Annotated in this window: 23 protein-coding genes; 21 read left to right on the top strand and 2 right to left on the bottom strand. The window is 28.5% G+C overall.

The genetic code is table 11. From position 1 onward, the window contains the following. From CHL78_RS20825 to CHL78_RS15290, 3 genes are all read left to right on the top strand, one after another. The coding region (locus CHL78_RS20825; RefSeq protein ID WP_199534077.1) for a hypothetical protein at positions 1–298 on the top strand (298 nt) is incomplete at its 5' end. A 389-nt stretch (positions 299–687) separates the two neighbouring features. Further along, positions 688–1,338: a YidC/Oxa1 family membrane protein insertase gene (locus tag CHL78_RS15295; RefSeq protein ID WP_094367680.1), complete on the top strand. Its 651-nt coding sequence runs from the start codon at positions 688–690 to the stop codon at positions 1,336–1,338. Positions 1,339–1,451: 113 nt separating this feature from the next. Next, positions 1,452–1,652, top strand: coding sequence for a hypothetical protein (locus CHL78_RS15290; protein WP_094367679.1), 201 nt, complete (start codon positions 1,452–1,454; stop codon positions 1,650–1,652). A 56-nt stretch (positions 1,653–1,708) separates the two neighbouring features. On the opposite strand, the gene CHL78_RS15285 is transcribed toward CHL78_RS15290, so the two are convergent. Then, positions 1,709–2,848 (bottom strand): DEAD/DEAH box helicase, encoded by a 1,140-nt coding sequence (locus tag CHL78_RS15285; RefSeq protein ID WP_243446460.1) that lies wholly within the window; start codon positions 2,846–2,848, stop codon positions 1,709–1,711. A gap of 298 nt (positions 2,849–3,146) precedes the next feature. Between CHL78_RS15285 and CHL78_RS15280 the strand changes: the two genes are divergently transcribed. From CHL78_RS15280 to CHL78_RS15200, 18 genes are all read left to right on the top strand, one after another. Beyond that, positions 3,147–4,088 carry an L-lactate dehydrogenase gene (locus tag CHL78_RS15280; protein ID WP_094367677.1) on the top strand — a complete coding sequence of 314 codons (942 nt, stop codon included), beginning with the start codon at positions 3,147–3,149 and terminating at the stop codon, positions 4,086–4,088. Positions 4,089–4,191: 103 nt separating this feature from the next. Beyond that, the gene (locus CHL78_RS15275) at positions 4,192–6,534 is read left to right on the top strand and encodes an ATP-dependent DNA helicase (RefSeq protein WP_116041550.1); all 2,343 of its coding nucleotides are present in this window, start codon (positions 4,192–4,194) and stop codon (positions 6,532–6,534) included. A 161-nt stretch (positions 6,535–6,695) separates the two neighbouring features. After that, positions 6,696–7,409 (top strand): ABC transporter ATP-binding protein, encoded by a 714-nt coding sequence (locus tag CHL78_RS15270; protein ID WP_116041548.1) that lies wholly within the window; start codon positions 6,696–6,698, stop codon positions 7,407–7,409. Then, positions 7,402–9,003, top strand: coding sequence for an ABC transporter permease (locus CHL78_RS15265; RefSeq protein WP_116041546.1), 1,602 nt, complete (start codon positions 7,402–7,404; stop codon positions 9,001–9,003). The genes CHL78_RS15270 and CHL78_RS15265 overlap by 8 nt, the downstream gene beginning before the upstream one ends. A gap of 196 nt (positions 9,004–9,199) precedes the next feature. Then, positions 9,200–9,382: a hypothetical protein gene (locus CHL78_RS15260; RefSeq protein ID WP_116041544.1), complete on the top strand. Its 183-nt coding sequence runs from the start codon at positions 9,200–9,202 to the stop codon at positions 9,380–9,382. Between the two features lie 30 nt (positions 9,383–9,412). Beyond that, positions 9,413–9,574 carry a hypothetical protein gene (locus tag CHL78_RS20820; protein ID WP_158540711.1) on the top strand — a complete coding sequence of 54 codons (162 nt, stop codon included), beginning with the start codon at positions 9,413–9,415 and terminating at the stop codon, positions 9,572–9,574. A 301-nt stretch (positions 9,575–9,875) separates the two neighbouring features. Continuing rightward, positions 9,876–11,207: a uracil-xanthine permease family protein gene (locus CHL78_RS15255; protein WP_116041542.1), complete on the top strand. Its 1,332-nt coding sequence runs from the start codon at positions 9,876–9,878 to the stop codon at positions 11,205–11,207. Between the two features lie 224 nt (positions 11,208–11,431). Then, a complete protein-coding gene (locus CHL78_RS15250; protein WP_094368276.1) occupies positions 11,432–13,204 on the top strand; it encodes a sensor histidine kinase in 1,773 nt (590 codons plus the stop codon). After that, positions 13,185–14,384, top strand: coding sequence for a response regulator transcription factor (locus CHL78_RS15245; protein ID WP_094368277.1), 1,200 nt, complete (start codon positions 13,185–13,187; stop codon positions 14,382–14,384). Before CHL78_RS15250 ends, CHL78_RS15245 begins: the two co-directional genes overlap by 20 nt. A 116-nt stretch (positions 14,385–14,500) precedes the next feature. Beyond that, complete coding sequence (locus tag CHL78_RS15240; protein WP_094368278.1) at positions 14,501–15,871, top strand: carbohydrate ABC transporter substrate-binding protein; 1,371 nt, start codon at positions 14,501–14,503, stop codon at positions 15,869–15,871. A gap of 157 nt (positions 15,872–16,028) precedes the next feature. Further along, a complete protein-coding gene (gene gnpA, locus CHL78_RS15235) occupies positions 16,029–18,188 on the top strand; it encodes a 1,3-beta-galactosyl-N-acetylhexosamine phosphorylase (protein WP_094368279.1) in 2,160 nt (719 codons plus the stop codon). Positions 18,189–18,413: 225 nt separating this feature from the next. Next, positions 18,414–19,382 (top strand): carbohydrate ABC transporter permease, encoded by a 969-nt coding sequence (locus tag CHL78_RS15230; protein WP_243446459.1) that lies wholly within the window; start codon positions 18,414–18,416, stop codon positions 19,380–19,382. A gap of 9 nt (positions 19,383–19,391) precedes the next feature. Beyond that, positions 19,392–20,249, top strand: a complete 858-nt coding sequence (locus tag CHL78_RS15225; RefSeq protein ID WP_243446458.1) for a carbohydrate ABC transporter permease — start codon at positions 19,392–19,394, stop codon at positions 20,247–20,249. Between the two features lie 2 nt (positions 20,250–20,251). Beyond that, a complete protein-coding gene (locus tag CHL78_RS15220; protein WP_094368281.1) occupies positions 20,252–21,604 on the top strand; it encodes a sulfatase-like hydrolase/transferase in 1,353 nt (450 codons plus the stop codon). A gap of 240 nt (positions 21,605–21,844) precedes the next feature. After that, positions 21,845–23,038: an SIS domain-containing protein gene (locus CHL78_RS15215; protein ID WP_094368282.1), complete on the top strand. Its 1,194-nt coding sequence runs from the start codon at positions 21,845–21,847 to the stop codon at positions 23,036–23,038. A 21-nt stretch (positions 23,039–23,059) separates the two neighbouring features. Continuing rightward, a complete protein-coding gene (locus CHL78_RS15210; RefSeq protein ID WP_116041540.1) occupies positions 23,060–23,935 on the top strand; it encodes a tagatose bisphosphate family class II aldolase in 876 nt (291 codons plus the stop codon). Next, positions 23,913–24,848 (top strand): 1-phosphofructokinase, encoded by a 936-nt coding sequence (gene pfkB, locus CHL78_RS15205; protein WP_116041538.1) that lies wholly within the window; start codon positions 23,913–23,915, stop codon positions 24,846–24,848. Before CHL78_RS15210 ends, pfkB begins: the two co-directional genes overlap by 23 nt. 138 nt (positions 24,849–24,986) lie before the next feature. Then, the gene (locus CHL78_RS15200; protein ID WP_116041536.1) at positions 24,987–25,961 is read left to right on the top strand and encodes an N-acetylglucosamine kinase; all 975 of its coding nucleotides are present in this window, start codon (positions 24,987–24,989) and stop codon (positions 25,959–25,961) included. Between the two features lie 51 nt (positions 25,962–26,012). Here CHL78_RS15200 and CHL78_RS15195 read toward each other — a convergent pair. Then, positions 26,013–26,497: helix-turn-helix transcriptional regulator (locus tag CHL78_RS15195; protein ID WP_147295832.1), on the bottom strand; the 485-nt coding region annotated here is incomplete at its 5' end.

The raw sequence follows: 26,497 nt of genomic DNA, 5'->3' as shown, positions 1-26,497 counted from the left end.
TAGTACAATACAATTTTTTTTAGGAATAATGCCAAACTTTGGTGTAGTATTATTTTTCCCATTTATTTTGCTTAGTTTAGGGGAGAGAATTTATAAGGAAAGAGATATAAATGAAAAAAGAATATTTTATGTAAGTATCCTAATAATATCTATATTATTAATAGTAGATGAATTTATTAATGTTATATTTAAAGGATTACACTTTGATTTGTATAATACAATAATAAGCTCTATAGCGATACTACTTGCGATAATACTGTTTAATATAATAATATGGAAACCAAAGGAAACTAAATAAGAAAGTCTAATTATTACATAATATTTACAAATTAGATTTTTTATTTACATTCAATATTTTTTGAACTATACTTATTTTAATAATAAACATAATAAAGAGGTGAACTTGTGAAGCTAGATTTAGATAATATTTTATACATAATGATGTATATGGTATTTCTACTATCAGTAATAGGATCTATAGCCTACTTTTGTAAAAAGATATATTGTAAACTAAAATACATATTAATAAAAAATATATTTTTAAATAGATTTATATATTCTAAAGAATTGATACCAAAGCAGTATGTAAGTTTTATAAAGTACGATATTTGGAGGTATAGTAGTCTATTTTAATTGAAATGATTTCTTTTTATAATCCAAAATAAAAAATAAGAAGGAGAAATTAAAATGAATTTCATTTCAAGTATATTACAAGAAGTATTAAATACATTATTTAGTTTTACAGGAGATCTAGGAATATCAATAGTTATTATTACATTAATAGTTAAATTACTATTGCTACCACTATCTCTAAAACAAAAGTTTGCTATGAAAAAACAACAAGACTTAGCAGAAAAGATGGGTAATTTAAAAGAAAAGTACAAAAATAATGCTAAGGAACTTGAAAAGCAAATGCAAGCATATTCAATTGAAAGTATGAAAGGTATGCTTGGATGTTCTACACTTTTACTACAAATGCCTATAATATATGCACTTTACAATACATTTTTAAGTATGCCAGCAGAAGCAACAAGTGTATTAATTCCATGGATTAGTAGTTTAAATGTATCTGATAGTTTACTTATAATACCTTGTATATATACATTAACTATGTTAGCTCCAAACTTTATAAATTTCATACCTTATTTTAAGGTTAAAACAAAGGCTTCTTTAAACAAGCCGATGATTTTTTCTACTATATTAATGAGCTTAATGTTAACAATAAAGACTCCTGTTGCATTGGGACTATACTTTATAACTAGTAGTGCATATTCATTAATAGAAGATGTTTGTTTTAGAATTTATGTAAAGCAAAAATCTAAACTAATATTAGATTAATATATTGTAATAAGACACTGAATTGGTGTCTTATTTTTTTACTAATGTTTAACTGTAGTAAAAAAACATCTATGTGGAATTCTAATAGTAAAAGAAAAAGAAAGGATGGTACTATGCAGAAATTTAAAAATAGCAAAAAAGTATTAGATGAAACAACTCAATTAAAAGATTGGGTAAATCATGCTGACAATCCAGCCGATTTAGTAGATGTATTTGAAGAGGAAAATGAAAAAGTTATGGGAACTGTAAAGAAGGATATGCCTCAACCAACACCAACATTTAAAAACTTAAGACCTTATAATAAAGAAAGTTAATAAATAGAGTAGGGTACTGATATACTATATCAATACCCTACTTTTATATAATATGACTATTTAAAATCTACTAGTTGTCCTTCTTTTAACATCATAGGCTTTATTTTTACACCAAAGTCTTTTTTATAGTTCTTTACAGTAGAAAGCTCAGCTTTAGTAATTATAGATATAGCATCACCGCTTCTATTACCTCTAGCAGTTCTACCTGCTCTATGAACATATTCATTTTGACTTGCAGGGAAATCTAGGTTAAATACATGCGTTGTATCTACAACATCAAGTCCTCTTGCTGATAAATCTGAAGAAACTAATATCTTTGATTTACCTAATCTAAAACTATTTAAAGCATTTGCTCTATCTTCCTTTACCATCCTACCAAATATACCAACGGCTTTATATCCGTGATGATTTAATTTATCTGTGATTATCTCAATGCTATCTTCATCATTAACAAAAACTATAGCTCTTTTTGGAGTAGTAGCTGCTAGAGACTTTCTAAGAAGTGTAAACTTCTCTCTTTTATCACCTAATAAGAACATATGATTTATTTTAGGATTTATAGTTAAATCATCATTAGCTTTTACTATTTGCGGCTCTTTCATTAAAGACTTGCATATATCAATAGTTTTTTCATTAAGAGAAGCGGAGAACCCTAAAAGTTGTCTATCTCTTAAAGTAGTTTTAATAATTGCTTTAACAACAGAAGTGTTCTTTCCACTAAGTAAACTATCTACTTCATCTAAAATAATAGTTTTTACTGTATGAGTTTTTAATTTTCTTTGAGATATTAAGTCAGATACTCTTCCGCAAGACCCAACTACTATGTGAGGCTTAATAGCTTTTATATTTTTTATTTGCTTTTGAATATTTACTTCACCTATTAAAGAGAAAGCAGTTACAGGCATACCAGAATTTTTTGCTAGTAAGTTTGCCTGCTCACATATTTGCATTACTAATTCATGAGTAGGGGCAAGTATTAATACTTGTGTCTCTCTCTTTGTAGTATCTATTTTTTCAAACATAGGAAGTAAATAAGATAAAGTCTTTCCACTTCCTGTTTGAGCGTTTACTAACAGGTCCTTATGATCTAGTATGTTTTTAATAACAAGAGATTGAACCTCTGTTGGAGAATTTATATCTTGTTTTTTTAATCCATCAATAAGATTAGAATTTAAATTTAATTGTTCAAATGTCATTATTTTTGCTCCTTTATGTAATTTCCAATTCAGTACATATAATTATACACTTATTATTAAATATTTCCTATAAAATAATACAAAATAAGAACTGAATATATAAATATAAAATGATTTTAATATATATAATTTGCATAATGTATACAATTAATTGACATAAATACCATAATAAGTTAATATATAGTAAAATAATATTTTAACAATCCTTTTAATTATATGAAAAGTAAAAATAAAGTTTAATCATTAAATTTATGGGAAAATTACAATTAAAGATAGTTATAGATTAGAGGAGGTAAAGATGAAAAATAAAGTAGTTATAGTAGGGACTGGAATGGTAGGCATGAGTTATGCTTATTCTATGTTAAATCAAGGTACTTGTGAAGAGCTTGTACTGATAGATATAAATAAAGAACGTGCGCTAGGGGAAGCTATAGATTTAAATCATGGACTTAGTTTTGCACCAAGAAAGATGAAAATATATTCTGGAGAGTATAGTGACTGCAAAGATGCAGCGATAATTTGTATAACAGCAGGCGCAATACAAGTAGAAGGCGAAACAAGATTAGATTTATTACAAAAAAATACTAAGATAATGAAATCTATAATAACTGAAATAAAAAAATCTGGATTTAATGGAATACTATTAATAGCATCAAATCCAGTTGACATAATGACTTATGTAGCATGGAAACTGTCAGGTTATGATAAATCAAAAGTAATAGGATCTGGAACTACATTAGATTCAGCTAGACTTAGATATACATTAAGTGAAAGATTAGATGTAAATCCAAAGGATATTAATGCATATGTAATGGGAGAACATGGAGACTCACAATTCGTGGCATGGAGTTATGCTCTTAGTGGAGTTCAACCAATATATCAAATAGCATCAAGAAAAGATTCTAAGATAAGTTTTGAAGATTTAGCACAAATAGAAGATGAAGTAAAAAATATAGCTTACAAAATAATAGAGTGTAAGAATTCAACATACTATGGAATAGGTATGGCTTTAACTAAGATAACTACAGCTATACTTGAAAATGAAAATAGTGTGTTAACAGTATCATCATATTTAAATGGAGAATATGACAATAATGATGTGTATATAGCTGTACCTAGTATAGTAAATAAAGATGGGGTAAGAGAAGTAATACATCTTCCGCTAGAAAAAAATGAAAAAGAAAAACTAGATAAATCAATAGCTATTATGAAGGAAAATATTAATACACTTAATTTATAGATAATGACGAAAAAGCGAACTCAACAAAGAGTTCGCTTTTTTTGTTATAATAATAAGTATATGTATGAAAGATGAGTAGAATAACTTCAAAAAGGAAATTAAAATGGAAAATAAGATAAAAGTATCAGTACGAAATCTTGTTGAATTTATTATGAGACAAGGTAATATAGATAACAGGTATGTAGGATCAGTTAAAGCTATAGAGGGAATAAAGGGACATCAAAAGGTTCAAAAATCATATGGAGAGAATTATCAAGCTGAAGTATCTATAAAACATAGCTTTAAATATGATAATTTAGATATGCAGATTGAAGGAAGAATAGATGGAATACTGAAAGAAAACCAAACTATAATAATAGATGAAATAAAAACTACGACAAAAGATTTATTACTAATAAATGAGGATACAAATCCTCTGCATTGGGCACAAGCAAAATGTTATGGATATATATATTCTATACAAAATAATTTAGAAGAAATAGATATACAAATTACCTATTATAATATAGATAGTAAAACAACGAGGATATTAAGGAAAAAATATACTCTAAAAGATTTAGAGGCTTTTTTCTTCTCTCTTATAGATGAATACAAATATTGGGCTCAAAGAGAGAGAGACTGGATCGAAAGACGGAATAATTCAATAAATATGTTGAAGTTTCCATTTGGAAACTATAGACCAGGTCAAAGAGAATTGGCTGTAAGAGTTTATAAAAGTATAACTGATAGTAAAAAGTGTTTTGCTGGAGCTCCAACAGGTACAGGTAAAACAATATCAACATTGTTTCCAGCTATTAAAGCTATGGGAGAAGGAGAAACATCAAAAATATTTTACCTTACTGCAAAAACTATAACTAGAGAAGTAGCACAAAATACTATATCGTTGATGAGAAAACAAGACTTAAATATAAAAGCTGTTACTATTACTGCAAAAGAGAAAATATGTAAAATGGATGAGGTTAATTGTAACCCAGATTATTGCCCTTATGCAAAAGGATACTATGATAGGATAAACGATTCTTTAAAAGAAATACTTGAAAAATATAATAACTATGGGAGAGAAAGTATAGAAAAAATTAGTGAGGAATACAAACTATGCCCATTTGAGTTAACTTTGGACTTAACCTTATTTAGCGATGTCATAATTTGTGATTACAATTATGTATTTGATCCAAAGGTATATTTGAAGAGATTTTTTGATGTTAAGAATACAGACTATACATTTTTAATAGACGAAGCTCATAATCTTGTAGATAGAGCTAGAGAGATGTATTCATCAACTATAACTCAAGAAAAGTTCAATGAAATAAAAAAATCTTTAAATAAGAAAGAGAAAAAACTTATTAAACTGATAAAAGAGGTAGATAAATACTTTAAAGACAAAGAAAAAACTATGAAAATGTTAGAAGAGACTTATTTGGTAGAAAGTCAAGCACCAGTAGATTTATGTGATATATTAAATGACATTTTAAAATCTATGGATGAATATTTGTCAAGAAGTAATGAAGACAATGAGAAAATTATGGATTTTTACTTTGATATACATAGTTTTTTATCTATATATAATATTTACGATACAAGCTATACAACAATATTTACACAAGGATTTTCAGGGATGAGTATAAAGATGTACTGTGTAAATCCATCTACAGTAATACAAGAAAAAATGAGAAAATCAAAATCAACAATAATATTTTCAGCTACACTTATTCCAATAGATTATTTTAAGGATATGTATGGAGCAAGCAAGGAAGATTTTATAGTAAACTTAAGAAGTCCTTTTAATATAGAAAATAGACTTTTATTAATAGGAGATAACGTAGCTACAACATATACAAAAAGAAATGAAACTAGTGATGAGATAGTAAACTATATAGCTAATTGTGTTAAATCTAAAAAAGGAAATTATATGGTATTTTTTCCTTCATATAAATACATGGATCTAGTATTTGAAAAAATGAAAGATTGTTATCCAGAAATAAATAGTTCAATACAAGAGAGCAATATGAGTGAAAATGCTAAGGAAGAGTTTTTATCGATGTTCGAAGAAGAGAAGAAAGAGACTCATGTAGGATTTTGTGTATTAGGAGGGCATTTTTCTGAAGGAATAGATTTGACTAATGATAAGCTTATTGGTGTCATAATTGTAGGTGTGGGAATGCCTCAAATAGGCATTGATAGAGATATAATTAAAGAGCATCTAAATGATGATGGTAAAGGATTTGATTATGCCTATGTGTATCCAGGTATGATAAAGATACTTCAAGCAGCAGGAAGATGTATAAGAACAGATCAAGATAAAGGAGTAATATTGCTTCTAGATAATAGATATTCTCAGATTAGATATCAAAGATTATTTCCTTATGAATGGCATTCTAATATTAGAGTAAGAAAAACTGAAGATGTAAAATATCAGTGCGAAAAGTTTTGGAGTGATAAAAATTAACATTTAATAATAAGTAAGATAAATTGTAGGTGATTTTTGTAGAGATAAGATTGCCTACAATATTTTTTTATTTAAATTTTAAAAAATAGTTGCAACTATTTAATATTTGTTCTATATTATATATAACAAGTATTAAATATAGAATATATGGAGGAGTAATAATGTTAAAGTTAATTAACGTATGTAAGTCATATAAAAATAATAAAAAGGCAATAGATAATGTATCCTTTGAAATAAATAAAGGAGAAATATTTGGTTTTATTGGTCACAATGGGGCGGGAAAAACTACTACTATTAAAGCCGTAGTAGGTATTCATGATTTTGAAGATGGAGAGATATTAATAAATTCTAAATCAATTAAAAAAGATCCTATAGAATGTAAAAAGCAACTTGCATATATCCCTGATAATCCAGACTTATATGAATCTTTAACTGGAATTCAGTATCTAAATTTTATAGCTAACATATTTAATGTTGATAAAAAGGATAGAGAGTATAGAATAAAATACTATTCTAAACAATTTGAAATAGAAAAAGACCTAGGAGATTTAATATCATCATATTCTCATGGTATGAAGCAAAAATTAGCTTTAATATCTGCATTTATTCATAATCCTAATCTATTAGTATTAGATGAACCTTTTGTAGGATTAGATCCTAAAGCATCTTTTACCTTAAAAGAAATAATGAAAGATTTTTGTGATAAAGGTGGATCAATATTCTTTTCAACTCATGTACTTGAAGTAGCTGAAAAAATATGTGATAAAATAGCAATAATAAAAGAAGGAAGAGTACTTTCTTATGGAACTACAGATGAAGTTAAGGGTGATGGATCTTTAGAAAATATATTTATGGAGTTGATTGATAATGAGTAATTTAGGATTATTATTAAATACTAATATAATTAATGAGTTTGGAATTAATAAAATAAAGAATATTAATACAAACGAAAAGAAAAAGATATTAGGGTATATATTACTTATGGTTGTTGCTTTTGGTACACTTGGGTATTACATGTTTGACTTATGTTTCATGATGTCAGATTATTTATTGCAAGTTAATCAAATGGAGTTACTTTTAATAATAGGATTTGTAGGGAGTATTGCATTTTCTTTGTTTACATCAATATATAAAGGATCTACTTATTTATTTAATGCTAAAGACTTTGATATGCTGATAAGTTTACCGATAAGAGAATCAACGATATTAGCTAGTAAAGTTATTATGTTGCTTTTAACAAATTATTTTTTCTCAATACCGCTAATCTTTATTCCTGGAGTAGTATATTTTATAAAGGTAGAGACATCATTATTATTTATTCCTTATTTAGCAATAATGTTTTTAGTGGTACCGCTTATACCTATAATAGTGGCATCAATAATTTCATTTTTATTAGGAAGTGTATCATCTAAGATTAAACATAAAAATATAGTATTAATTGGAGGAAGTATATTTTTACTTATAGGATATATGGCTTTAGTAACACAAATAGAGCCTATTGCATCTAAGTTATTATCAAATAGTGCCTCAATAATTGAAACTATAGGCAAGTTATATTTACCAGCATATTATTATGTAGATGTATTAAAGAATAATAACTTTATATCACTACTATTATTTATGTCAGTATCAATAGTTCCATTTGTGGCATTTGTAAGTATATTCTCTAAACAATTTAAAATAATAAATTCTAGAATGAATGAGAGCTATAAGTCTAAGGAGTATAAACTTACAGATTTAAAAACATCAAATATAATCACTTCTTTAATAAGAAAAGAGTTTAGTAGATATTTTTCTTCATATATATATGTGTTGAATACGTCTATAGGAGTAATATTATTGCCAATATGTTCTCTAGCGCTAGTTATATTTGGAGCAGAAAAGTTGGATGCTTTGCTTAACTTGAATATAGATATGAATATGCTTAAGCCTCAAATAATTATAGCTGTACTTTTCATGGTAATAATGTCTTGTACGACTCATTGTTCTATTTCTTTAGAAGGTAAAAATCTTTGGATAATAAAATCATTACCACTAAAAGAAACAGATATATTTAAGGCAAAAATATTTATGAATCTTATATTAATTGTTCCAATTTCTATATTAAGTTTTATTGCAATTGCATTAAAGTTAAAATTTGATTTTGTATTTATTTTGATAATGATTGCAACAATAATAGCTATTGGTATTTTAACAGCAGTAGGTGGAATTTTAGCAAATCTACTATTCCCAAACTTAGATTGGAAAAATGAAGTTGCAGTAGTAAAAAGAAGTGCTTCAGTTATGATAGTATTATTTGGAGAAATGATTTACCTTGCAACTTTTGGAGGAATATTTTACTTACTAAATGTAAGTATGGAAAATATAAATTTATTTTTAGCTATAAGCACGATAGTAACTTTTATAATAAGTATTATTTTATGGAATATTGTTAAAACTAAGGGTGTAAAAATATTTAGAAATCTATAAAAATAAAAAACAAGGCGAGAGCCTTGTTTTTTATTTTTGTTAAAATGTATTAAAACTTTAGCAAAATACAATAATACTAAATAATAGAAATACAGAAAGTAAAATCAAAAAATTAGAAAAACTTAAATGTAGTAAAAGTATTTTATATGGACAACTTAATAATAAATAAAATAATAGTGAAAGGATGGATTACTATATGAGTGAAATTAAGCAAACAAAAAAAGATAGAGAAGAATTAGATAATAATAAGGAGATGAAGGAATTACTAAAAGAAAATCATACTCCTATGGAGATAGCTGAAGAAATAAGTTCAAATAAAAAAATTGCAGATATTGTAGGAGATAGATTATCTAAACATAGAAGATTCCCGACATGCTAATATAAAGTCATAATTAGAGGAGTGAAAAACATGGAAAATACAAAACTAAAAATAGGACACTATAAAGATGCCCTAGAATTCACAAAAGATGTGCTAAGTTGTAGTTCCTCTATAGATGAAATAGCTATCAATGCAAATATTCAAGAAGAAACTATTGATGAAATGAAAGAAAGATTAGAACAAACAAGATAATAGGATATGACTAAATTTATATATTAAATTTAGTCATATCCTTATTTTGTTATATACATACTTGTAGGTATTAAAGTTCATGTTATTAGTAAAATATATATTTTAAAATATAGAATTTACAGTAAATGATATATACAATATCATAAAAATCGTACCTTTATGAAAAAAAATAAAATAATGTTCATAAAAACGTTGTAAAAAGTATTTGTTCTGTTATAATAAAGATATAAATACGAACTATAAAAGGGACTAATACTTAAAAAATTTATTATTTAAACGGAGATTTGGGAGGAAATATTTAATGTTATCAAAAGAGTCTGTTATTTATCAATTAGATGGTAAGCCTAGCTTAAAGGAATCGGTGCCATTAGGTCTACAGCATATACTAGCAATGTTTGTTGGAAATGTAACACCACTTATAATTATTGCGAATACTCTTAATATGAGCCTAGGAGATAAGACCGCATTAGTGCAATGTGCAATGTTTGTATCAGGGCTAGCAACATTAATACAATGCTATAAGTTTGGTCCATTTGGTGCAAGATTACCAATTGTAATGGGAACTAGTTTCGGTTTTTTACCAGTAGCAACAGCAATAGGTCTTAAGTATGGATATGAGGCCGTATTAGGTGCTTGTTTAATAGGTGGTTTAGTAGAAATAATACTTGGAAATGGAATGAAGAAATTAAGAAAGTTCTTCCCTCCAGTAGTATCAGGGACAGTTGTACTTGCAATGGGAATATCTTTACTCCCAACAGGAATGAAATATTTTGCAGGTGGAGTTGGAGCAAGTGATTTTGGTTCATTAGAAAATTTATTTTTAGGAACAGTAGTTTTATTAACAGTATTATTCTTTAATCAATACACAAAAGGTATAACAAGTTTAGCATCAATATTAATAGGTCTTTTTGTGGGATACATAATAGCAATACCAATGGGGAAAGTAGACTTCTCTCAATTATCAACTATATCATTAATATCTGTTCCAACACCATTTAAGTTTGGATTCTCTTTCCAAATAGATGCAATAATAGCTATGGTATGTATGTATTTAGTTTCATCTGTTGAGACTGTAGGCCATATAACTGCTATAGCATATGATGGAGTAGGACGTGAAGCAACAGACAAAGAAGTTTCTGGTGGAATTATGGCAGATGGTCTTGGAAGTATATTAGCAGCAGTATTTAGTATATTACCAAATACTTCATTTGGGCAAAATGTAGGATTAATAGCACTTACAAAAGTAGTAAATAGAAATGTTATTGCTTTAGGAGCAGGGTTTTTAATATTAGCTGGGATATTCCCACACATTGGTGCTGTAATATCTTTAATGCCATCTAGTGTATTAGGTGGAGCTAGTATAATGATGTTTGCAATGATAGCGGTAAGTGGTATAAAGTTAATAACTAGTGAACCATTAAGCAATAGAAATAGTACAATAGTGGCACTATCTATAGGTCTTGGGGTAGGACTTTCATCTGTGCCAGATGTTTTAGTTAATATGCCAGAATCAATACAACTTATATTTGGAGATTCGGGATTAGTACTAGTAGCACTTACGGCTGTAGTTTTAAATATAATATTACCTAAAGAAAAAACTGTGAAAATAAAGTTAGAAGAAGAAATCGCCTAGTTAAGTCAATATAGAAGTAGTTATATGCCAAATTATTTGGTACTATAATTACTTCTTTTTTTGTTTAAATATAAAAGAGATACAATTATATAAGATATACAAAGTGAAGTTGGTAATTTTTATGACATATAGTGTATCAAAATAAACGATAGAAATAGACAAAATGTATAGTTGTTTGCAATGCGTTTTCCTTATAGTATAATAAAATTAGGGGGCGGAAAATCATGGAAAAAAAAATTATTTCTAAATTAAGGGAGACTAGTATAAGCAAAAGGCTCATAGTTTCTTTCTTAACACTTTCTATAGTACCTATCATTCTAATTTTTACAGTAATAAATACTACTACTGTAAACTTAATAAAAAATAATATTGTAACTAATGATAAGGTATCATCCAAGCTGATTTGTGATTCGATAAGTAGCTATATAAGTAAGTTTGACTCAATAACCAACGAAATTATATGGAATAGTGAGCTACTAAATAGCCTAAAAAGCTATGACCAACTTAAGGTAGAAGAAAAAAATAGATTTAATAATGAATTAGCAAGAATATTAAGATCTAGAACTACTTATATTTCAGATATTGCTGATTTCACAATATTCAACGAAGAGTTACAAGTAGTTTATAACGAAGGTTTTAATTATGTAGGGCAAGAAGCAAAAATAGAAGAAGTTGAAAAAGGATTGAGGAATAATAAAATAATAAATTGGACTTCTATAAGAAAAGAAAACTCCAATTATATAGCAATGACAAAAGCAATCAAGATGGGAAATAGAGATTATGGATACATATTTTTGGCTATAAAAGAAAAAGTCATATTGGACATGTTTAAAAACTATAATGAAAATTTTAATGGATTTGGATTCATATCTGATGAAAATAATAATATAGTCATTTCAAATAATAAAGATATTTCTAAATCAGGAGAAATATCAAATATATCTAAAGATATAAGAATATTAAAAAATATAGACAACTCAACGAGAATAATAAAATATCAAGGTAAAAAATTTATAATTACCGAAAAGCCTATAAGTTATGCTACATGGAAGTTAGTAGGTATTATACCTTATAATTATATATATTTAAGCTGTATAGATATCTACAAGACATACGCTGTAGTAAGTATTATTGTTATTGGCCTTTCGATTTTTATTGCCATGTTAATTCATAAATCTATATCAAATCCAATAAATGAAATAGTATTTGCAATGAATAATGTTAATGAAAGTACATTAGGGGAAACTATGGTAGTAAGTGGTAGTGACGAGATATCATTTATAATGAAAAAATATAACCGTATGAGTAAAAATATTAAGACTTTAATACATACTGTAAAATTAAGAGAAAAGGAAAAAAGAGAAGTTACTCTGAGGATGCTTCAAGCTCAGATTAATCCTCATTTTTTATTTAATACATTGGGAAGCTTAAGATATATTGCAATGATGAATAATGATAATATTGTTTCTAATGGCTTAGAAGCATTAGCAAGGCTTCTTAGAAGTACTATAGTAAACAAAGATGAATTTATAAGTATTAGAGAAGAAATAGAAAATGTAAAAAATTATATTACAATACAAAAAATTAGGTATGGAGATACCTTTAATATTGAGTATGAGATAGAAGAAACTATACTAGAACAAAAAATGTTAAAATTTATTCTTCAGCCAATAGTTGAGAATTGTATATTACATGGATTTGAAGAAACAGATGAATATAATTATATTAAAATAAGAGTATATGCTAATGAAGAGTTTCTTAATTTTGAGATTATAGATAATGGAGTAGGTATAAATGAGGATAAACTTGAAGAAGGTAATTTTAATATAGATAAGTTTGCAGGTATAGGGGTTAAAAATATTAGGGAGAGACTTAATTTATATTATGAGGGTGTTTTTACATTTGAAATAATATCAAAAGATCAAAATGGAACGGTATCAAAAATAATAATTCCAAAGATTATTGGGGGAGTAACATATGAGAGTATTAGTAGTTGAGGATGAGTATATAACAAGGAATTTCTTAAGTTCAATTATTGACTGGAAAGAACATGACTTAAATTTAATTGGACTGGCTAAAGATGGAATAGAAGCATTAAATATTATAGAAAAAGAAAAGGTAGATGTTGTTATTACAGATCTAAAGATGCCAAAGATGGATGGTAATACACTAATAAAAAGATTAAAAGAAAAAAACTTTATAGGTAAGATTATTGTACTTAGCAATTATGATGATTTTAGTTTAGTTAAAGATGCAATGAAAAATGGAGCATTTGAATATCTATTGAAAATTACCATAAATCAAGATGAATTACTAAATATATTAAAAAAGGCTAGAGAAGAATTGATGCAAAGTAATAAATTAATTAAAGATTCTAATATTATTGAGATATCAAGTGAAAAAATAAAGGTGAATGAATATTTAGAAAAATACTTAAAGGGAGAGATTGACTTAAACATAGATAAAGTTTTAGAAAAGAAATATCTAACAAATTACAACTTCATATATCTTAGAGTTTTAAGTACAGATGTAGAGACTTTAGAACAAGAGAATAAACTAAATTCTTTTATGTCTAATGTAATAAATAGCTGTGCACTTCATGTTAATTCCAAACTTCTATCACTTATTCATATAAGGAGAAATGAGTTTGGAATAGTTATCAAAACAGAAAGTAACATTAATGATATAACGTTGTTAATAAATAATATTACTAGAAACGTAAAACAGTATCTTAATATAAGTTTTGAAAAGATATTACAGCAAGAATGTAGCGAGATAAAAGAGTGTCTTCAATTAATAGAGAGAGAAAGAAACGAATTACATTATAAAATAAATTCAAGAGTAATTAATTGTAGAATAGAGATAAAAAAAGTTATTGAATATATAAATAATAATCTTGGTAAAAAATTAGCTCTAGAATCACTAGCAAAAATTGTGAATATGAACGAATCATACTTAAGTAGAATATTCAAAGATGAGTTAGGAATGACAATATCAGACTACATAAAGAAAACAAGGTTAGAAAAAGCTAAGGAACTTTTAAAAGAAAATGATATGAGAGTCAAGGATGTAGCGATTACTATAGGTATACAAGATCAACTTTATTTTAGTAGACTATTTACAAAATTCTTTAATATGACCCCGAGTGAATATAGAGAAAAGTATAATAAAGTGTAAGAATTATCCATACTTATGTAAAGATTTTTTATTCTTATATAAGAATAAACGAGTTACAATTATCTTAAGAAAACGGTTTCAAAACAGGTTTTACAAAATGTTATAGGAGGGGTATTATGAAGCATCCATTTAAAAAAATAAGTTCATTATTAGCAGTTACAGTTATGGTTATGGGATCATTAGTAGGGTGTTCATCAACTGGTTCAGACAAGGGAGACGACAGTACAAAAGGAGAAGGCGGAGTAACAGGTACACTTGATGTTGCAGTATTCGAAGGGGGATTCGGTACAGCGTTTTGGGATGAAGCAGAAAAGAAATTTGAAGAGTTATATCCAGATGTAGATGTTGTAATTAATGCAAGTGCAAATATAGGTGATGTAATAAGACCACAAATCGCAAGTGGAAATTCACCTGACTTTATTTACCACAGTGCACAAAATGCACAGAGTGTTGCTAAGGCATTAATAAAAGATAAAAACTTAGCAGATTTAAGTGATGTATTTGACAAACCAGCACCAGGAGAAGATACTCCTATAAAAGAAAAGATGATGGATGGTATTTTAGATAAGTCATCTTGTGCTCCTTATGGAGATGGAAAAGTTTACTTAGCTCCGCTTTACTATAATGTAACAGGCCTTTGGTATAATAAAGCCCTATTTGAAGAAAAAGGATGGGAAGTTCCAACTAATTGGGATTCATTTTATGAGTTAGGTAAAAAAGCTAAAGCTGAAGGAATATCATTATTTACATACCAAGGACAAAATCCAGGATATCTAGAAGCATTAATATGGCCAGCGATAGCTTCTCAAGCTGGAGAACAAGCTGTAACAGATATATTCAACTTTGAAGATGGAGCATGGGATAAGCCAGAGGTTAAGGCTGCACTTGAAAATATAGAAAAAATAGGTAAAGAAGGTTACTTACTAAAAGGTACAGTAGCTATGAATCATATACAAGCACAAACTGCACATTTAAAGGGTGAAGCTTTATTCTGTCCAAATGGTAACTGGTATGAAGGTGAGATGAAAGATGCTATCCAAGAAGGTTGGGAATGGGGATTCATGGCACCACCAGCTGCTAAAGAAGGTGCAGACCAATATGTTTCTACAATGATAGAAGAAATGTATATACCAGGTAACTCTGATAATATAGAAACTGCAAAAGAATTTATGAGATTCTTATACAGTGATGAAATGGTAGAAGCTAATGCTAAGCTTAATCAAGCAGTTGTTCCAACAAAAAATGCACTAGAAGTGGCTAAACAATATATACCAGAATCTAGTTATAATTGTTTAACTGTATTTAATAATGGAGTAAAGCCATTAGTTGAAGCTTGGAAAACTGTAGAAAATACTGAAATAAATATGAGAAATGAAGTATTCGATAAAGCAGGTGCAGTATTTAATGGAGAAGAAAGTGCTCAGAGTTGGACTGATGCACTAAAAGGATCTAATAGTAAAGTTATAGAAGCTATGAATAAGAAATAAATTATAAATAAAGTTAAAAAAGGGCTGCAAAACTGCAGTCTTTTTTGACTCAAATAAATCCATAGATTTTTATATTAAAGTTTACATAAAGAAATTTAATATTATGATGTAGGTTTTAATATGAAAATTAAAATTTGCAAAATAGGGGGAAAGCATTATGGCTACTAAAGGATGTGTAACTATACCGACTGATGTAGGTATAGATAAAGAAATGCAAGAGGTTATTAAGAGATGGGGAGCAGATGCAATTAGAGACTGTGATGGTACAAAATTATCAAGTGATTTACAGAACTTAAATCTAAAAATGTATTCTACTTACTTACCAACTAGAAATGATCAAGAGTGGGCAAAGAGTAATATGGATCAACTTCAACAATTATACGTTGTAAGTGAAAGTAATATTGCCTTAGATACTACAATTTCTATAGATATTATGAAAGGTTTTTATAAAGAACAATTTAAGCCTAATACTAAGGATGATATCAAAAGTCTTTGGGAGGTTGTTGATAGAACTACTGGTGAAAAGATAGATTCAAATAAATGGATTTATGACTATGAAAAAAATTACGTAATAGTAAATGATATTATTCCATTTCATGAGTATACTGTAAGTTTCTTAGTATATCAAATATGGGATCCAACTCAAATGTATAATCATTTAACTAACAATTGGGGAGATAAACCACATGAGATGCCTTATGATGGAAGACATCCTGAAACATTTGAGCATATGAAAAATTATTTACAAAACTGGATTAATGAAAATCCTGAGATAGATGTAGTAAGATTTACAACATTCTTCTATCATTTTACATTGATTTACAATGATCAAGCAAAAGAAAAGTTTGTAGATTGGTTTGGGTACAGTTCATCTTTAAGTAAAGAATGCCTAGATGAGTTTGAGAAAGAGAAGGGATATAGATTAAGAGCAGAAGATATAATAGATGAAGGATATTATAATTCTCCATTTAGAATACCAACAAAGGAATATTTAGATTTTGTTGACTTCCAATCAAAGTTTGTAGCTACTAACGCTAAAGAATTCGTTGATATTGCTCATAATGCTAAAAAAGAAGCAATGATGTTTTTAGGTGATAACTGGATAGGAACAGAGCCTTACGGAAAATATTTTGAATCAATAGGATTAGATGCAGTAGTAGGATCTGTTGGTAATGGTACTACAATGAGAATGATATCAGACATACCTGGAGTTAAATATACAGAAGGGAGATTTTTACCATATTTCTTCCCCGACGTATTTAGAGAAGGGGGGGACCCAGTAGGTGAGGCCAGAGAAAACTGGACACAAGCAAGACGTGCAATACTTAGAAAGCCTCTTGATAGAATTGGATATGGCGGATATTTAGGACTTGCCTTACAGTTCCCTGAATTTGTGGATGAAGTGGAAAAAATATGTGAAGAGTTTAGAACAATACACAATAATATACAAAAGACAAAGGCTCATACAGCTCCATTTAAGGTTGCAGTACTTAACTGTTGGGGTAAATTAAGAAGTTGGCAAACTAATCAAGTGGCACACGCATTATGGTATAAAGAAATATATTCATATGTTGGTGTTATAGAATGTTTAAGTGGAATGCCGCTAGATGTAGAGTTTATAAATTTTGAAGATATAAGAAAAGGAATACCAAGTGATATTGGCGTAATAATTAATGCAGGGGATGCTATGACATCTTGGAGTGGAGGAGAAAATTGGATAGATGAAGATATAATAACAGTTCTGAGAAGATGGGTATATGAAGGTGGAGGATTTATAGGAGTAGGTGAACCTACTGCCTATCAAAAACAAGGGAAGCTATTCCAATTATTTGATGTACTTGGAGTAGATAGAGATTTAACATATGGTTTATCATATAGAAAATATAATGAATTAACTAAAGAACATTTTATTACTGAAGAGATAAAAGAAGGATTTGATTTTGGTGAAGGTAAAGAAGGCATATTTAAAAAGAGAGATAGCGTAGAGATACTTTCTATTCACAAAGGAGATATCGCATTATCAACAAATAATTATGGTAAAGGTAGAGCAGTTTATATGTCAGGTCTTCCTTATACTCCTGAAAACTGTAGATTGCTTCTAAGAAGTATATATTGGGTTAAGAATATGGAAAATGATATGAAAGAATACTATGTTAGTAATGTAAATACAGAGTGTGCTGCATTTACTGAAGTTGGAAAAATGGCTGTAATAAATAATTCATTCGATAATCAAACCACAGATGTTTATATAAAAGGTGAATTAGTAGAGACGCTAACTTTAAAATCAGGAGAGTTAGTTTGGATGAATATTAAATAAATAATAAAAGACACACCCATAATATTGTGAGTGTGTCTTTTATTATAAAAATTAAGTAGCAAGTATAGTATGAATATCAGAAAGGAAAATGTTTATTTAAACATATAAAGATACTAAAAGTAAAGAAAATCTATATATGGGTAAGATTAATCTATTTTAATAATCGTTAAATATTACTATTATTAAAGTATAGAATTTTAATTAATATATAAAGGGGGAATGACTGTGGAAACAAAGACAGCAGCATCTAAAAAACCACAGAAAAAAGATTTTAAGTTTAAAAATATAATAGGAAAAACTCCTAAAGAGAAAAGTAGAAATAGATTTATATTTTGTTGTGTAACACCAACATTTTTATTGTTCTTATTATTTAAGATATATCCAATGATAAGCGCAGCTAAAATGTCTTTATATAGATCTACCGGACTAAGTAGTGCACCAACTTTTATTGGTTTTGAAAACTTTACAACTCTGTTTAATGATCCAGTATTTTGGAAGTCGCTAGGAAATACATTTTTCTTGCTGGGTGTATTCCCATTAGCCACTATGCTTTTAGCATTATTCTTCGCAGTGATACTTACACAAGGAAAAATTTTCGAATGGGAGAAAACGTTATACCGATTGGTATTTTTCCTACCAAATGTTTTATCAATGGTTGTAATCGGGATGTTATTTATGTATATATATGACTTTAATTTAGGGATATTAAATTCATTTTTAGATTTTGTTGGCATGGGAGCCTTAAAGAGAACATGGCTTGGTGAAAGTTCAACTGTTATGTGGGCTCTAGCATTTACAATGGTATGGCAGGCAGCTGGTTACTATATGGTAATGTACATATCAGGAATAAATAGAATACCAGAAGATTTATATGAAGCTGCAACTTTAGATGGAGCAAGCCCTATAAAACAATTCTTTATAATAACTCTTCCTTTAATATGGGAAGTAGTGAGAGTTACAATAACATTCTTTATAACAGGGGCGTTTAATCTAAGTTTTATATTTGTAAAAGTTATGACTAAGGGTGGTCCTAACAATGCTTCTCAAACATTACTTAATTACATGGACACACAAGCTTTTATGAATGCAAACTATGGGTATGCCATGGCTATATCTGTTGTAGTATTTGTTATAGCAATAGCACTTGCTTTGATTGTAAAGAAAATTACAGAACGTGAAGTAATAGAATTATAGGAGGTGATGATGATGGTAAAAAATAATAAAATAACACCAAAAAGTATATTTACAGGGGCAATATTAAGGGTAATATTAGTATCTTTTTTATTTATGGTACTAGTACCTCTATTATGGACAATAATGCAGTCTTTTAAAACTTCACAGGAGTTTTTTGCAGATCCTTGGGCTCTGCCGGGGGCATTAAATATGAAAAACTATATAAGTGCCTGGAATAAAGCAAATATGTCTGGATATTTCTTCAATTCAGTGTATGTTACATTAGCTTCTACAGTATTTTTAATGCTATTTTCAGTACCTTGTTCATACTGTTTAGCAAGATTTAAATTCTTTGGTGGAGAACTAATAATGCTTGCTATGACTCTAGGATTATTTATACAGCCAACATATATATTAGTACCTTTATTCTTATTAGTTGCTAAATTAAATCTTTTAAATAATTTAACAGCACTAAGTCTTATATATGCAATAATACAACTACCATTTTCAATCTTTATTTTGACAGGGTTTATAAAAGGAGTATCAAGAGAATATGAGGAAGCTGCAGAAATAGATGGATGTACTAGATTACAAACTATCAGACATGTTGTGCTTCCAATGATAAAGCCAGGGGTATTGACGGTTTTAATATTTAACTTTATGGGATTCTGGAATGAATACGCTATGGCATTTACTCTACTTACTATGGATGAGAAAAAGACTTTACCGGTTGGACTTCAAAACCTAATGGAAGTGCAAAGATTCTCTACAGATTGGGGAGCGTTATTTGCAGGTATGGTAATTGTAATAATACCAACTGTGATAGTGTATGCTTTCTTAAATAAGAAGCTTACAGAAGCTGTAAATGTTGGAGGTTTAAAAGGATAGATATGGAAAAACCAAATATAATTGTCTTTTTCTCAGATCAACAAAGATACGATACTGTAGGTGTATACGGACAATCACTAGATATAACCCCAAACCTTGATAATATGGCAAGTGAGGGAGTTAAATTTGAAAATGCATTTACTTGCCAACCTGTTTGTGGCCCAGCTAGAAGTTGTATGCAAACTGGGAAATATGCAACCCAGACAGATTGCTTTATAAATGATATTGGGCTAAAAGAAAATGAACTTACTATAGCTAAAATTTTAAATGAAGAAGGATATGAGACTGCTTATATTGGGAAGTGGCATCTTGCATCAACAAAAGATATATGTGATTTTTCAACATCACCAGTACCTAAAAATAAAAGAGGTGGATATAAGGATTACTGGATGGCTTCGGATATTTTAGAATTTACATCTCATGGATACGATGGATATGTTTTTAATGAAAATATGGAAAAAGTAGAATTTAAAGGTTATAGAGCTGATAAGATGACTGATTTTGCCTTAGAATTTTTAGATAAAAGGGATCAAAATAAACCATTTTTAATGTTTTTATCGCATATTGAACCACATCATCAAAATGATAAAAAAACTTATGAAGGTCCAATTGGTTCTAAAAAAGAGTTTAAAAATTACATTTTACCTGAAGACTTAAAAAACATAGAAGGAGATTATGATATTAATTATCCTGATTACTTAGGATGTTGTAAATCTCTAGATAATAACTTAGGAAGAATTAGAAATAAGCTTAAAAAATTAAATATAGAGGAAAATACAGTAATTATATATACAAGCGATCATGGATGCCATTTTAAGACTAAAAACAAAGAACTACCAGTTGGAGGAGCAGATGATTATAAGAGGAGTTTTTATGAAAATACAATAAGAGTTCCACTAGTAGTATATGGACCAGGATTTAAAGGTGGAAAAGTTACAAAAGAGCTTTCAAGCTTAATAGATATACCAAAAACAATCGTAGAATTAGCGAGAGGTAATTCAAAAGAATTTGGAGAAGGTGTTTCATTGCTTGATTTAGCAAATAATAAAATAAAACGAGATGATATATTTATACAAATAAGCGAAAGCTATGTAGGTCGTGCTATTAGAACTAAGAAATATAAATACTGTATTATTGATCCTACTAAGCTTCCTTATAAAGATAGCTATAGCTTAGAGTATGAGGAACAATATTTATTTGATTTAGAAAATGATCCTTTAGAAAAAATTAATCTGATTGATGTAGATAGTTATAATGATATTAAGTCAGAGCTTAGAGAAAAGATAAAAAAATATATACGAAAAGTTGAAAACTTAGATATAAAGATTTTAAGCAAAACTACTGTTAATAAATGAGGCAATAAATGGCGTTTTAGCTAAGGTTGCAGTCTATTAAAATAGTTACACTTAAATTTAGAAATTAATTTCTAGATTAGTGTAGCTATTTTTATTATTACAAAATAAGAGTGTAATTGTTAAATAATAACAAAAATTTTAAAATACAAAAACACAAAACCAGTGAACGAAATTGCAAATACAAATTAATTACAAAGATATACAATAAGAGTATAAATATTAATAAGGGGGTAGCTAAATATGGAAAAGGTTATAGAAAAAATACTAGGAATTGAAACAGAAAAATTAAAAAGCTGTATGGGATTAAACACTGCAAAAGAGATTGTTCAGCAACCTGAAGCTTGGAGAGATGGAATTAAAAATTTAATTGATAACAAGCAAACTATAAAAGTATTTATGGATAAATTTTTAGAAAAAGATAACTCTAGAATAATCCTTACAGGTGCTGGGACTTCTGCATTTGCAGGTGAAGTTTGTGAACCGTATTTAACAAGTTTATTAGGGAGAAGAGTTGAGGCTATAGCAACAACAGATATAGTAGGATGTCCTAACAACTATCTAATAAAAGATATACCAACACTTTTAATTTCATTTGCAAGATCTGGAAATTCTCCAGAAAGTGTACATGCAGTTAAACTTGCTAACGAAATAGTTGATGACTTATATCAAGTAGTAATAACTTGTAATGAAAATGGTAAGTTGGCTAAAAACACTAAAGAAGATGAAAAGAGTTTATTGCTTCTTATGCCTTCTCAAACAGATGATGTTGGGTTTGCCATGACTAGTAGTTTCTCAACTATGACTATGAGCTGTATGGCTATATTTAATATAGATAATATAGGGTCGTTTGAAAGAGATGTAGAGTTATTATCAAATGCAGTAGAAAAATTCTTAGATAATAGCATTGATGAAATAACTAAAATAGCTAATAGCAATTTTGAAAGAATAATATACTTAGGTTCGGGAACTAGTAGAGGTTTATCAAGAGAATCATCACTAAAGGTTTTAGAATTAACAGGAGGAATAGTTAATGCAAACTATGATACACCACTTGGATTTAGACATGGGCCAAAGTCAGTAATTGATGATACTACACTTACAGTTATATATATATCAAATGATAACTATACAAGATTATATGATTTGGATTTAGTAAGAGAAATGTTAGAACATAGAAAAAATGACAAGATTGTATTAGTAGGTTGTGATCTTGATAATGATATAAAAGATAAGGCGGATTATAATTTTGAATTAGAAAAACAAAATTATACAGTAAAAGATGAAGTACTTCTTCCTCTTCAACAAATAGTATTTGCCCAGGCTTTGGCATTCTTAAAATCAGTGAATTTAGGAATAACACCAGACAATCCATGTCCAACAGGAGAAGTTAATAGAGTAGTTCAAGGTGTAATATTACACGACTTAAATAAATAAAGTTTTCAGGGGGATTATAAAATGAGTTTAATATCAACAAAGCAAATGTTACTTAAAGCACAAGAAGAAGGTTATTCAATACCAGCATTTAATATACACAATTTAGAAACAATCCAAGTAGTACTTCAAGCTGCTAGTGACTTGAAGTCACCTGTTATTCTTGCAGCTACACCTTCTACAGTAAAATACGCTGGAGAAGAGTACTTATTAGCGATAATAGAAAAAGCTAGTGAAATAAATAATATACCAGTAACTTTTCATTTAGATCATCACGAAAATGTTGATGACATAAAAAGAATAATAGCACTTGGATGTAAGTCAGTTATGATAGATGCATCCAAGCATGAATTCAAAGAAAATGTTGAAATAGTTAAAGATATAGTTGATTTTGCTTATAGCTATGGAGCAACAGTTGAAGCAGAACTTGGGAAATTAGGAGGGGTAGAAGATGACTTAATTGTAGATGAAAAAGACTCTTTCTTAACTGATCCAAACGAAGCGGTAGAATTTGTAAAATTGACAGGTGTAGATTCACTAGCTGTTGCGATTGGAACGGCACATGGACTATATAAAAGCGAACCAAAATTAGACTTTGACAGATTAGAAAAAATAAGAAGTATGGTAGATGTGCCCCTTGTACTTCATGGAGCATCAGGAGTTCCATATGATGCGGTACAAAAAGCGACTGATCTTGGAATTTGTAAAGTAAATATTGCTACTGAACTTAAGATACCTTTCTCTAGTGCAATAAGAGATTACTTTAAAGAAAATCCAGATGCATCTGATCCAAGACAATACCTAGTTCCTGCTAAAAAGGCAATGTATGATGTTGTAGTAGATAAAATAAAAATGTGTAAAAGTGAGAACAAAGCTTATGATTACAGTTATAACGTTTAATCCATCAATAGATAGATTATATAATTTAGATACATTTCAAGTTGGATTTGTACAAAGAGCCAACTTTGTAAATCCTACGCCTGGTGGTAAGGGGCTAAACGTAGCCAAAGTTATAAAAAAGCTAGGAGAAACTCCAACATGTCTTGGATTTATAGGTGGTTTTAACGGCGCTTATATAGAACATGAAATAGAGTGCATTGGTCTTAAGAATAAGTTCACTAAAATAGATGATGAAACTAGGATTTGCTTAAATATTATTGATGCTAATGGTGTTAGTACAGAAATTTTAGAAAAAGGACCAACTGTAAGTAAAAATGATATAGAAGAATTCGAAAGAAAATTAAAAGAAGTACTTGTAAATACAAAAGTACTAGTAGCTTCTGGTAGTTTATTACAAGGATTACCAAAAGAATACTATTTTACAATAGGAAAAATATGTGAGAGAGAAAATATAAAATTTATACTAGATACTAGTGGAGTATCTTTAGAATTAGCATTGGATTCAAATATATATCTTATTAAGCCTAACAAAGACGAGTTAGAAGCATTAAGTAAGAGGAACATTAATAGTAAGGAAGATGCAATAGATGCTGCTAAAAAGCTTTTAAATAGAGGCATTAAAAATATATGTGTGTCCATGGGTAAAGATGGAATGATACTCATCAATGAAGACAATATATATGAGGTAGAGGTACCTAAGATTGAGGTATTAAATCCCGTAGGTAGTGGTGATTCGTCAATTGCTGGATTTGCCTATGGAATATTAAAGGAATATCATATAAAAGATTGTCTAAGGCTAGCTAATGCTTGTGGTATGTCCAATGCGCTTTACATGGAAACTGGATATATTGAAACTGATGATATAGAAACCTTTATAAAAGATATAAGCATAGTTGAGTATGCTGTAAACTAAATAAAAATAGTAATTAGCAAATACAGTACATGAGTTTTTATATAACTATGTACTGTATTTGCTAAAAGTGTTATAGATGTATTTAATAATTAAAGCTTTGTTACTACATCAGTGAATAATTCTTGGGGAGGAAAAGGGATGTATTATATAGGAATAGATGGTGGCGGGACTAAAACAACATTTACATTGATAAATCAAGATGGATTTAAAGTAGACCAAATTAAAACTGGTACTACTCATCATGAGCAAATTGGTTTTGATGGTGTGGAAAACGTTTTGAGTATAGGGATAAGTAATTTGCTTAGCAATAATGATATTTTAAAAGAGCAAGTTAAAGCTATATTTCTAGGATTACCAGGATATGGAGAAGTTAAAAGTGTAAAACAAAAATTAGATGAACTAGCAGCTAAAATATTTGATGGTATAAAGTATGGTGTAGGAAATGATGTGGAGGTTGGACTTGCAGGATCACTAGCAGGAGAGGGTGGAATAAATATAGTAAGTGGGACAGGATCTATAGCACTTGGAAAAGATCTAAAAGGAAATTTTACAAGATGTGGTGGATGGGGAGATTACGTTGGAGATGAAGGCTCAGCACATTGGATAGGCAAAAAGACACTTGAAGTATTCTCTAAGGAATCAGATCACAGGATAGAAAGAGGAGATCTTTATTACAATATCAGAAAAAAATTGAATTTATCAGATGATTTTGATATTATAGATTATGTTTTAAATAAAATAAATAAAGATAGAGCTAAAGTTGCAGAGTTCTCAAGTATTTGCTATGAAAGTGCTACTCGAGGTGACAATAATGCAATAAAGATATTTAAAGAAGCAGCATATGAACTTGGGCTTTTAGTTAAAATGATAGCTAAAGATCTAGAATTTAACGAGGAAATAGTAGTATCTTACTCTGGAGGTGTATTTAAGAGTGAGGACATGATATTAGATACTTTGAAAGAAGAATTGGTAGAGTATAATGTTAAATTAATAAAACCAATACTAGGTCCGGATGAAGGTGCATGTTTATTAGCATATAAATTAGCAGGAAATAATGTTAATGAAGAGTTTGTAAATAACTTAAGCAAAGACATAGAAGAAGTAACAGTATAAAATAGTTAAAGCCTTTAAGATTATATACTTAAAGGCTTTAACTATTTTTATCTATCCATAGATTGATTTAGAATACTCAGTTGGCGAGACACCAAAAGCAGATTTAAATTTCTTAGAGAAGTAATGAATAGAAGAAAATCCAAGTATGTCCGAAATATCACTAACAGAATAGGTAGAACTCTTAATAAGCTCTTTACTTTTATGTAATTTAAGATCGTTTATATAGTTTTTAACAGTATTATTCATATTTTTCTTAAATAAGGAATGTAGCATAGATGTACTGATACAAAAATGAGTGCATAGTGTATCAATAGATATTCTCTCTTCAATATTATCTTGAATAAATGTAATTATATCATTTAATAAATCATTCTCATATGTTTGTTGCATATGAGTAGTTGGTTTAGACTGAGAATTGGCATTTTCTTGTCTCAGTATTTGTATTATAAGCTGCTTTAAGTAGCATAGAGCTAAATCATCTGAGTATATATTATCAGAAGATAGCTCATGAATGAGGCTATTGATTACATTATAAG

Origin of the sequence: Romboutsia weinsteinii (genome assembly GCF_002250835.2) — a bacterium.
Lineage (GTDB): Bacteria > Bacillota > Clostridia > Peptostreptococcales > Peptostreptococcaceae > Romboutsia_A > Romboutsia_A weinsteinii.
Note: the sequence above shows the minus strand (reverse complement) of the source record. Positions and strands in the feature narration are given on the sequence as shown.

Excerpts from the sequence above, each read along its gene's own strand:
- CHL78_RS15215 (WP_094368282.1), top strand. The coding sequence starts at position 21,845 with ATGGAAAAGGTTATAGAAAAAATACTAGGAATTGAAACAGAAAAATTA.
- pfkB (WP_116041538.1), top strand. The coding sequence starts at position 23,913 with ATGATTACAGTTATAACGTTTAATCCATCAATAGATAGATTATATAAT.
- CHL78_RS15260 (WP_116041544.1), top strand. The coding sequence starts at position 9,200 with ATGAGTGAAATTAAGCAAACAAAAAAAGATAGAGAAGAATTAGATAAT.
- CHL78_RS15245 (WP_094368277.1), top strand. The coding sequence starts at position 13,185 with ATGAGAGTATTAGTAGTTGAGGATGAGTATATAACAAGGAATTTCTTA.
- CHL78_RS15220 (WP_094368281.1), top strand. The coding sequence starts at position 20,252 with ATGGAAAAACCAAATATAATTGTCTTTTTCTCAGATCAACAAAGATAC.
- CHL78_RS15210 (WP_116041540.1), top strand. The coding sequence starts at position 23,060 with ATGAGTTTAATATCAACAAAGCAAATGTTACTTAAAGCACAAGAAGAA.
- CHL78_RS20820 (WP_158540711.1), top strand. The coding sequence starts at position 9,413 with ATGGAAAATACAAAACTAAAAATAGGACACTATAAAGATGCCCTAGAA.
- CHL78_RS15200 (WP_116041536.1), top strand. The coding sequence starts at position 24,987 with ATGTATTATATAGGAATAGATGGTGGCGGGACTAAAACAACATTTACA.
- CHL78_RS15270 (WP_116041548.1), top strand. The coding sequence starts at position 6,696 with ATGTTAAAGTTAATTAACGTATGTAAGTCATATAAAAATAATAAAAAG.
- CHL78_RS15225 (WP_243446458.1), top strand. The coding sequence starts at position 19,392 with ATGATGGTAAAAAATAATAAAATAACACCAAAAAGTATATTTACAGGG.
- CHL78_RS15275 (WP_116041550.1), top strand. The coding sequence starts at position 4,192 with ATGGAAAATAAGATAAAAGTATCAGTACGAAATCTTGTTGAATTTATT.
- CHL78_RS15290 (WP_094367679.1), top strand. The coding sequence starts at position 1,452 with ATGCAGAAATTTAAAAATAGCAAAAAAGTATTAGATGAAACAACTCAA.
- gnpA (WP_094368279.1), top strand. The coding sequence starts at position 16,029 with ATGGCTACTAAAGGATGTGTAACTATACCGACTGATGTAGGTATAGAT.
- CHL78_RS15250 (WP_094368276.1), top strand. The coding sequence starts at position 11,432 with ATGGAAAAAAAAATTATTTCTAAATTAAGGGAGACTAGTATAAGCAAA.
- CHL78_RS15285 (WP_243446460.1), bottom strand. The coding sequence starts at position 2,848 with ATGACATTTGAACAATTAAATTTAAATTCTAATCTTATTGATGGATTA.
- CHL78_RS15295 (WP_094367680.1), top strand. The coding sequence starts at position 688 with ATGAATTTCATTTCAAGTATATTACAAGAAGTATTAAATACATTATTT.
- CHL78_RS15255 (WP_116041542.1), top strand. The coding sequence starts at position 9,876 with ATGTTATCAAAAGAGTCTGTTATTTATCAATTAGATGGTAAGCCTAGC.
- CHL78_RS15280 (WP_094367677.1), top strand. The coding sequence starts at position 3,147 with ATGAAAAATAAAGTAGTTATAGTAGGGACTGGAATGGTAGGCATGAGT.
- CHL78_RS15240 (WP_094368278.1), top strand. The coding sequence starts at position 14,501 with ATGAAGCATCCATTTAAAAAAATAAGTTCATTATTAGCAGTTACAGTT.
- CHL78_RS15265 (WP_116041546.1), top strand. The coding sequence starts at position 7,402 with ATGAGTAATTTAGGATTATTATTAAATACTAATATAATTAATGAGTTT.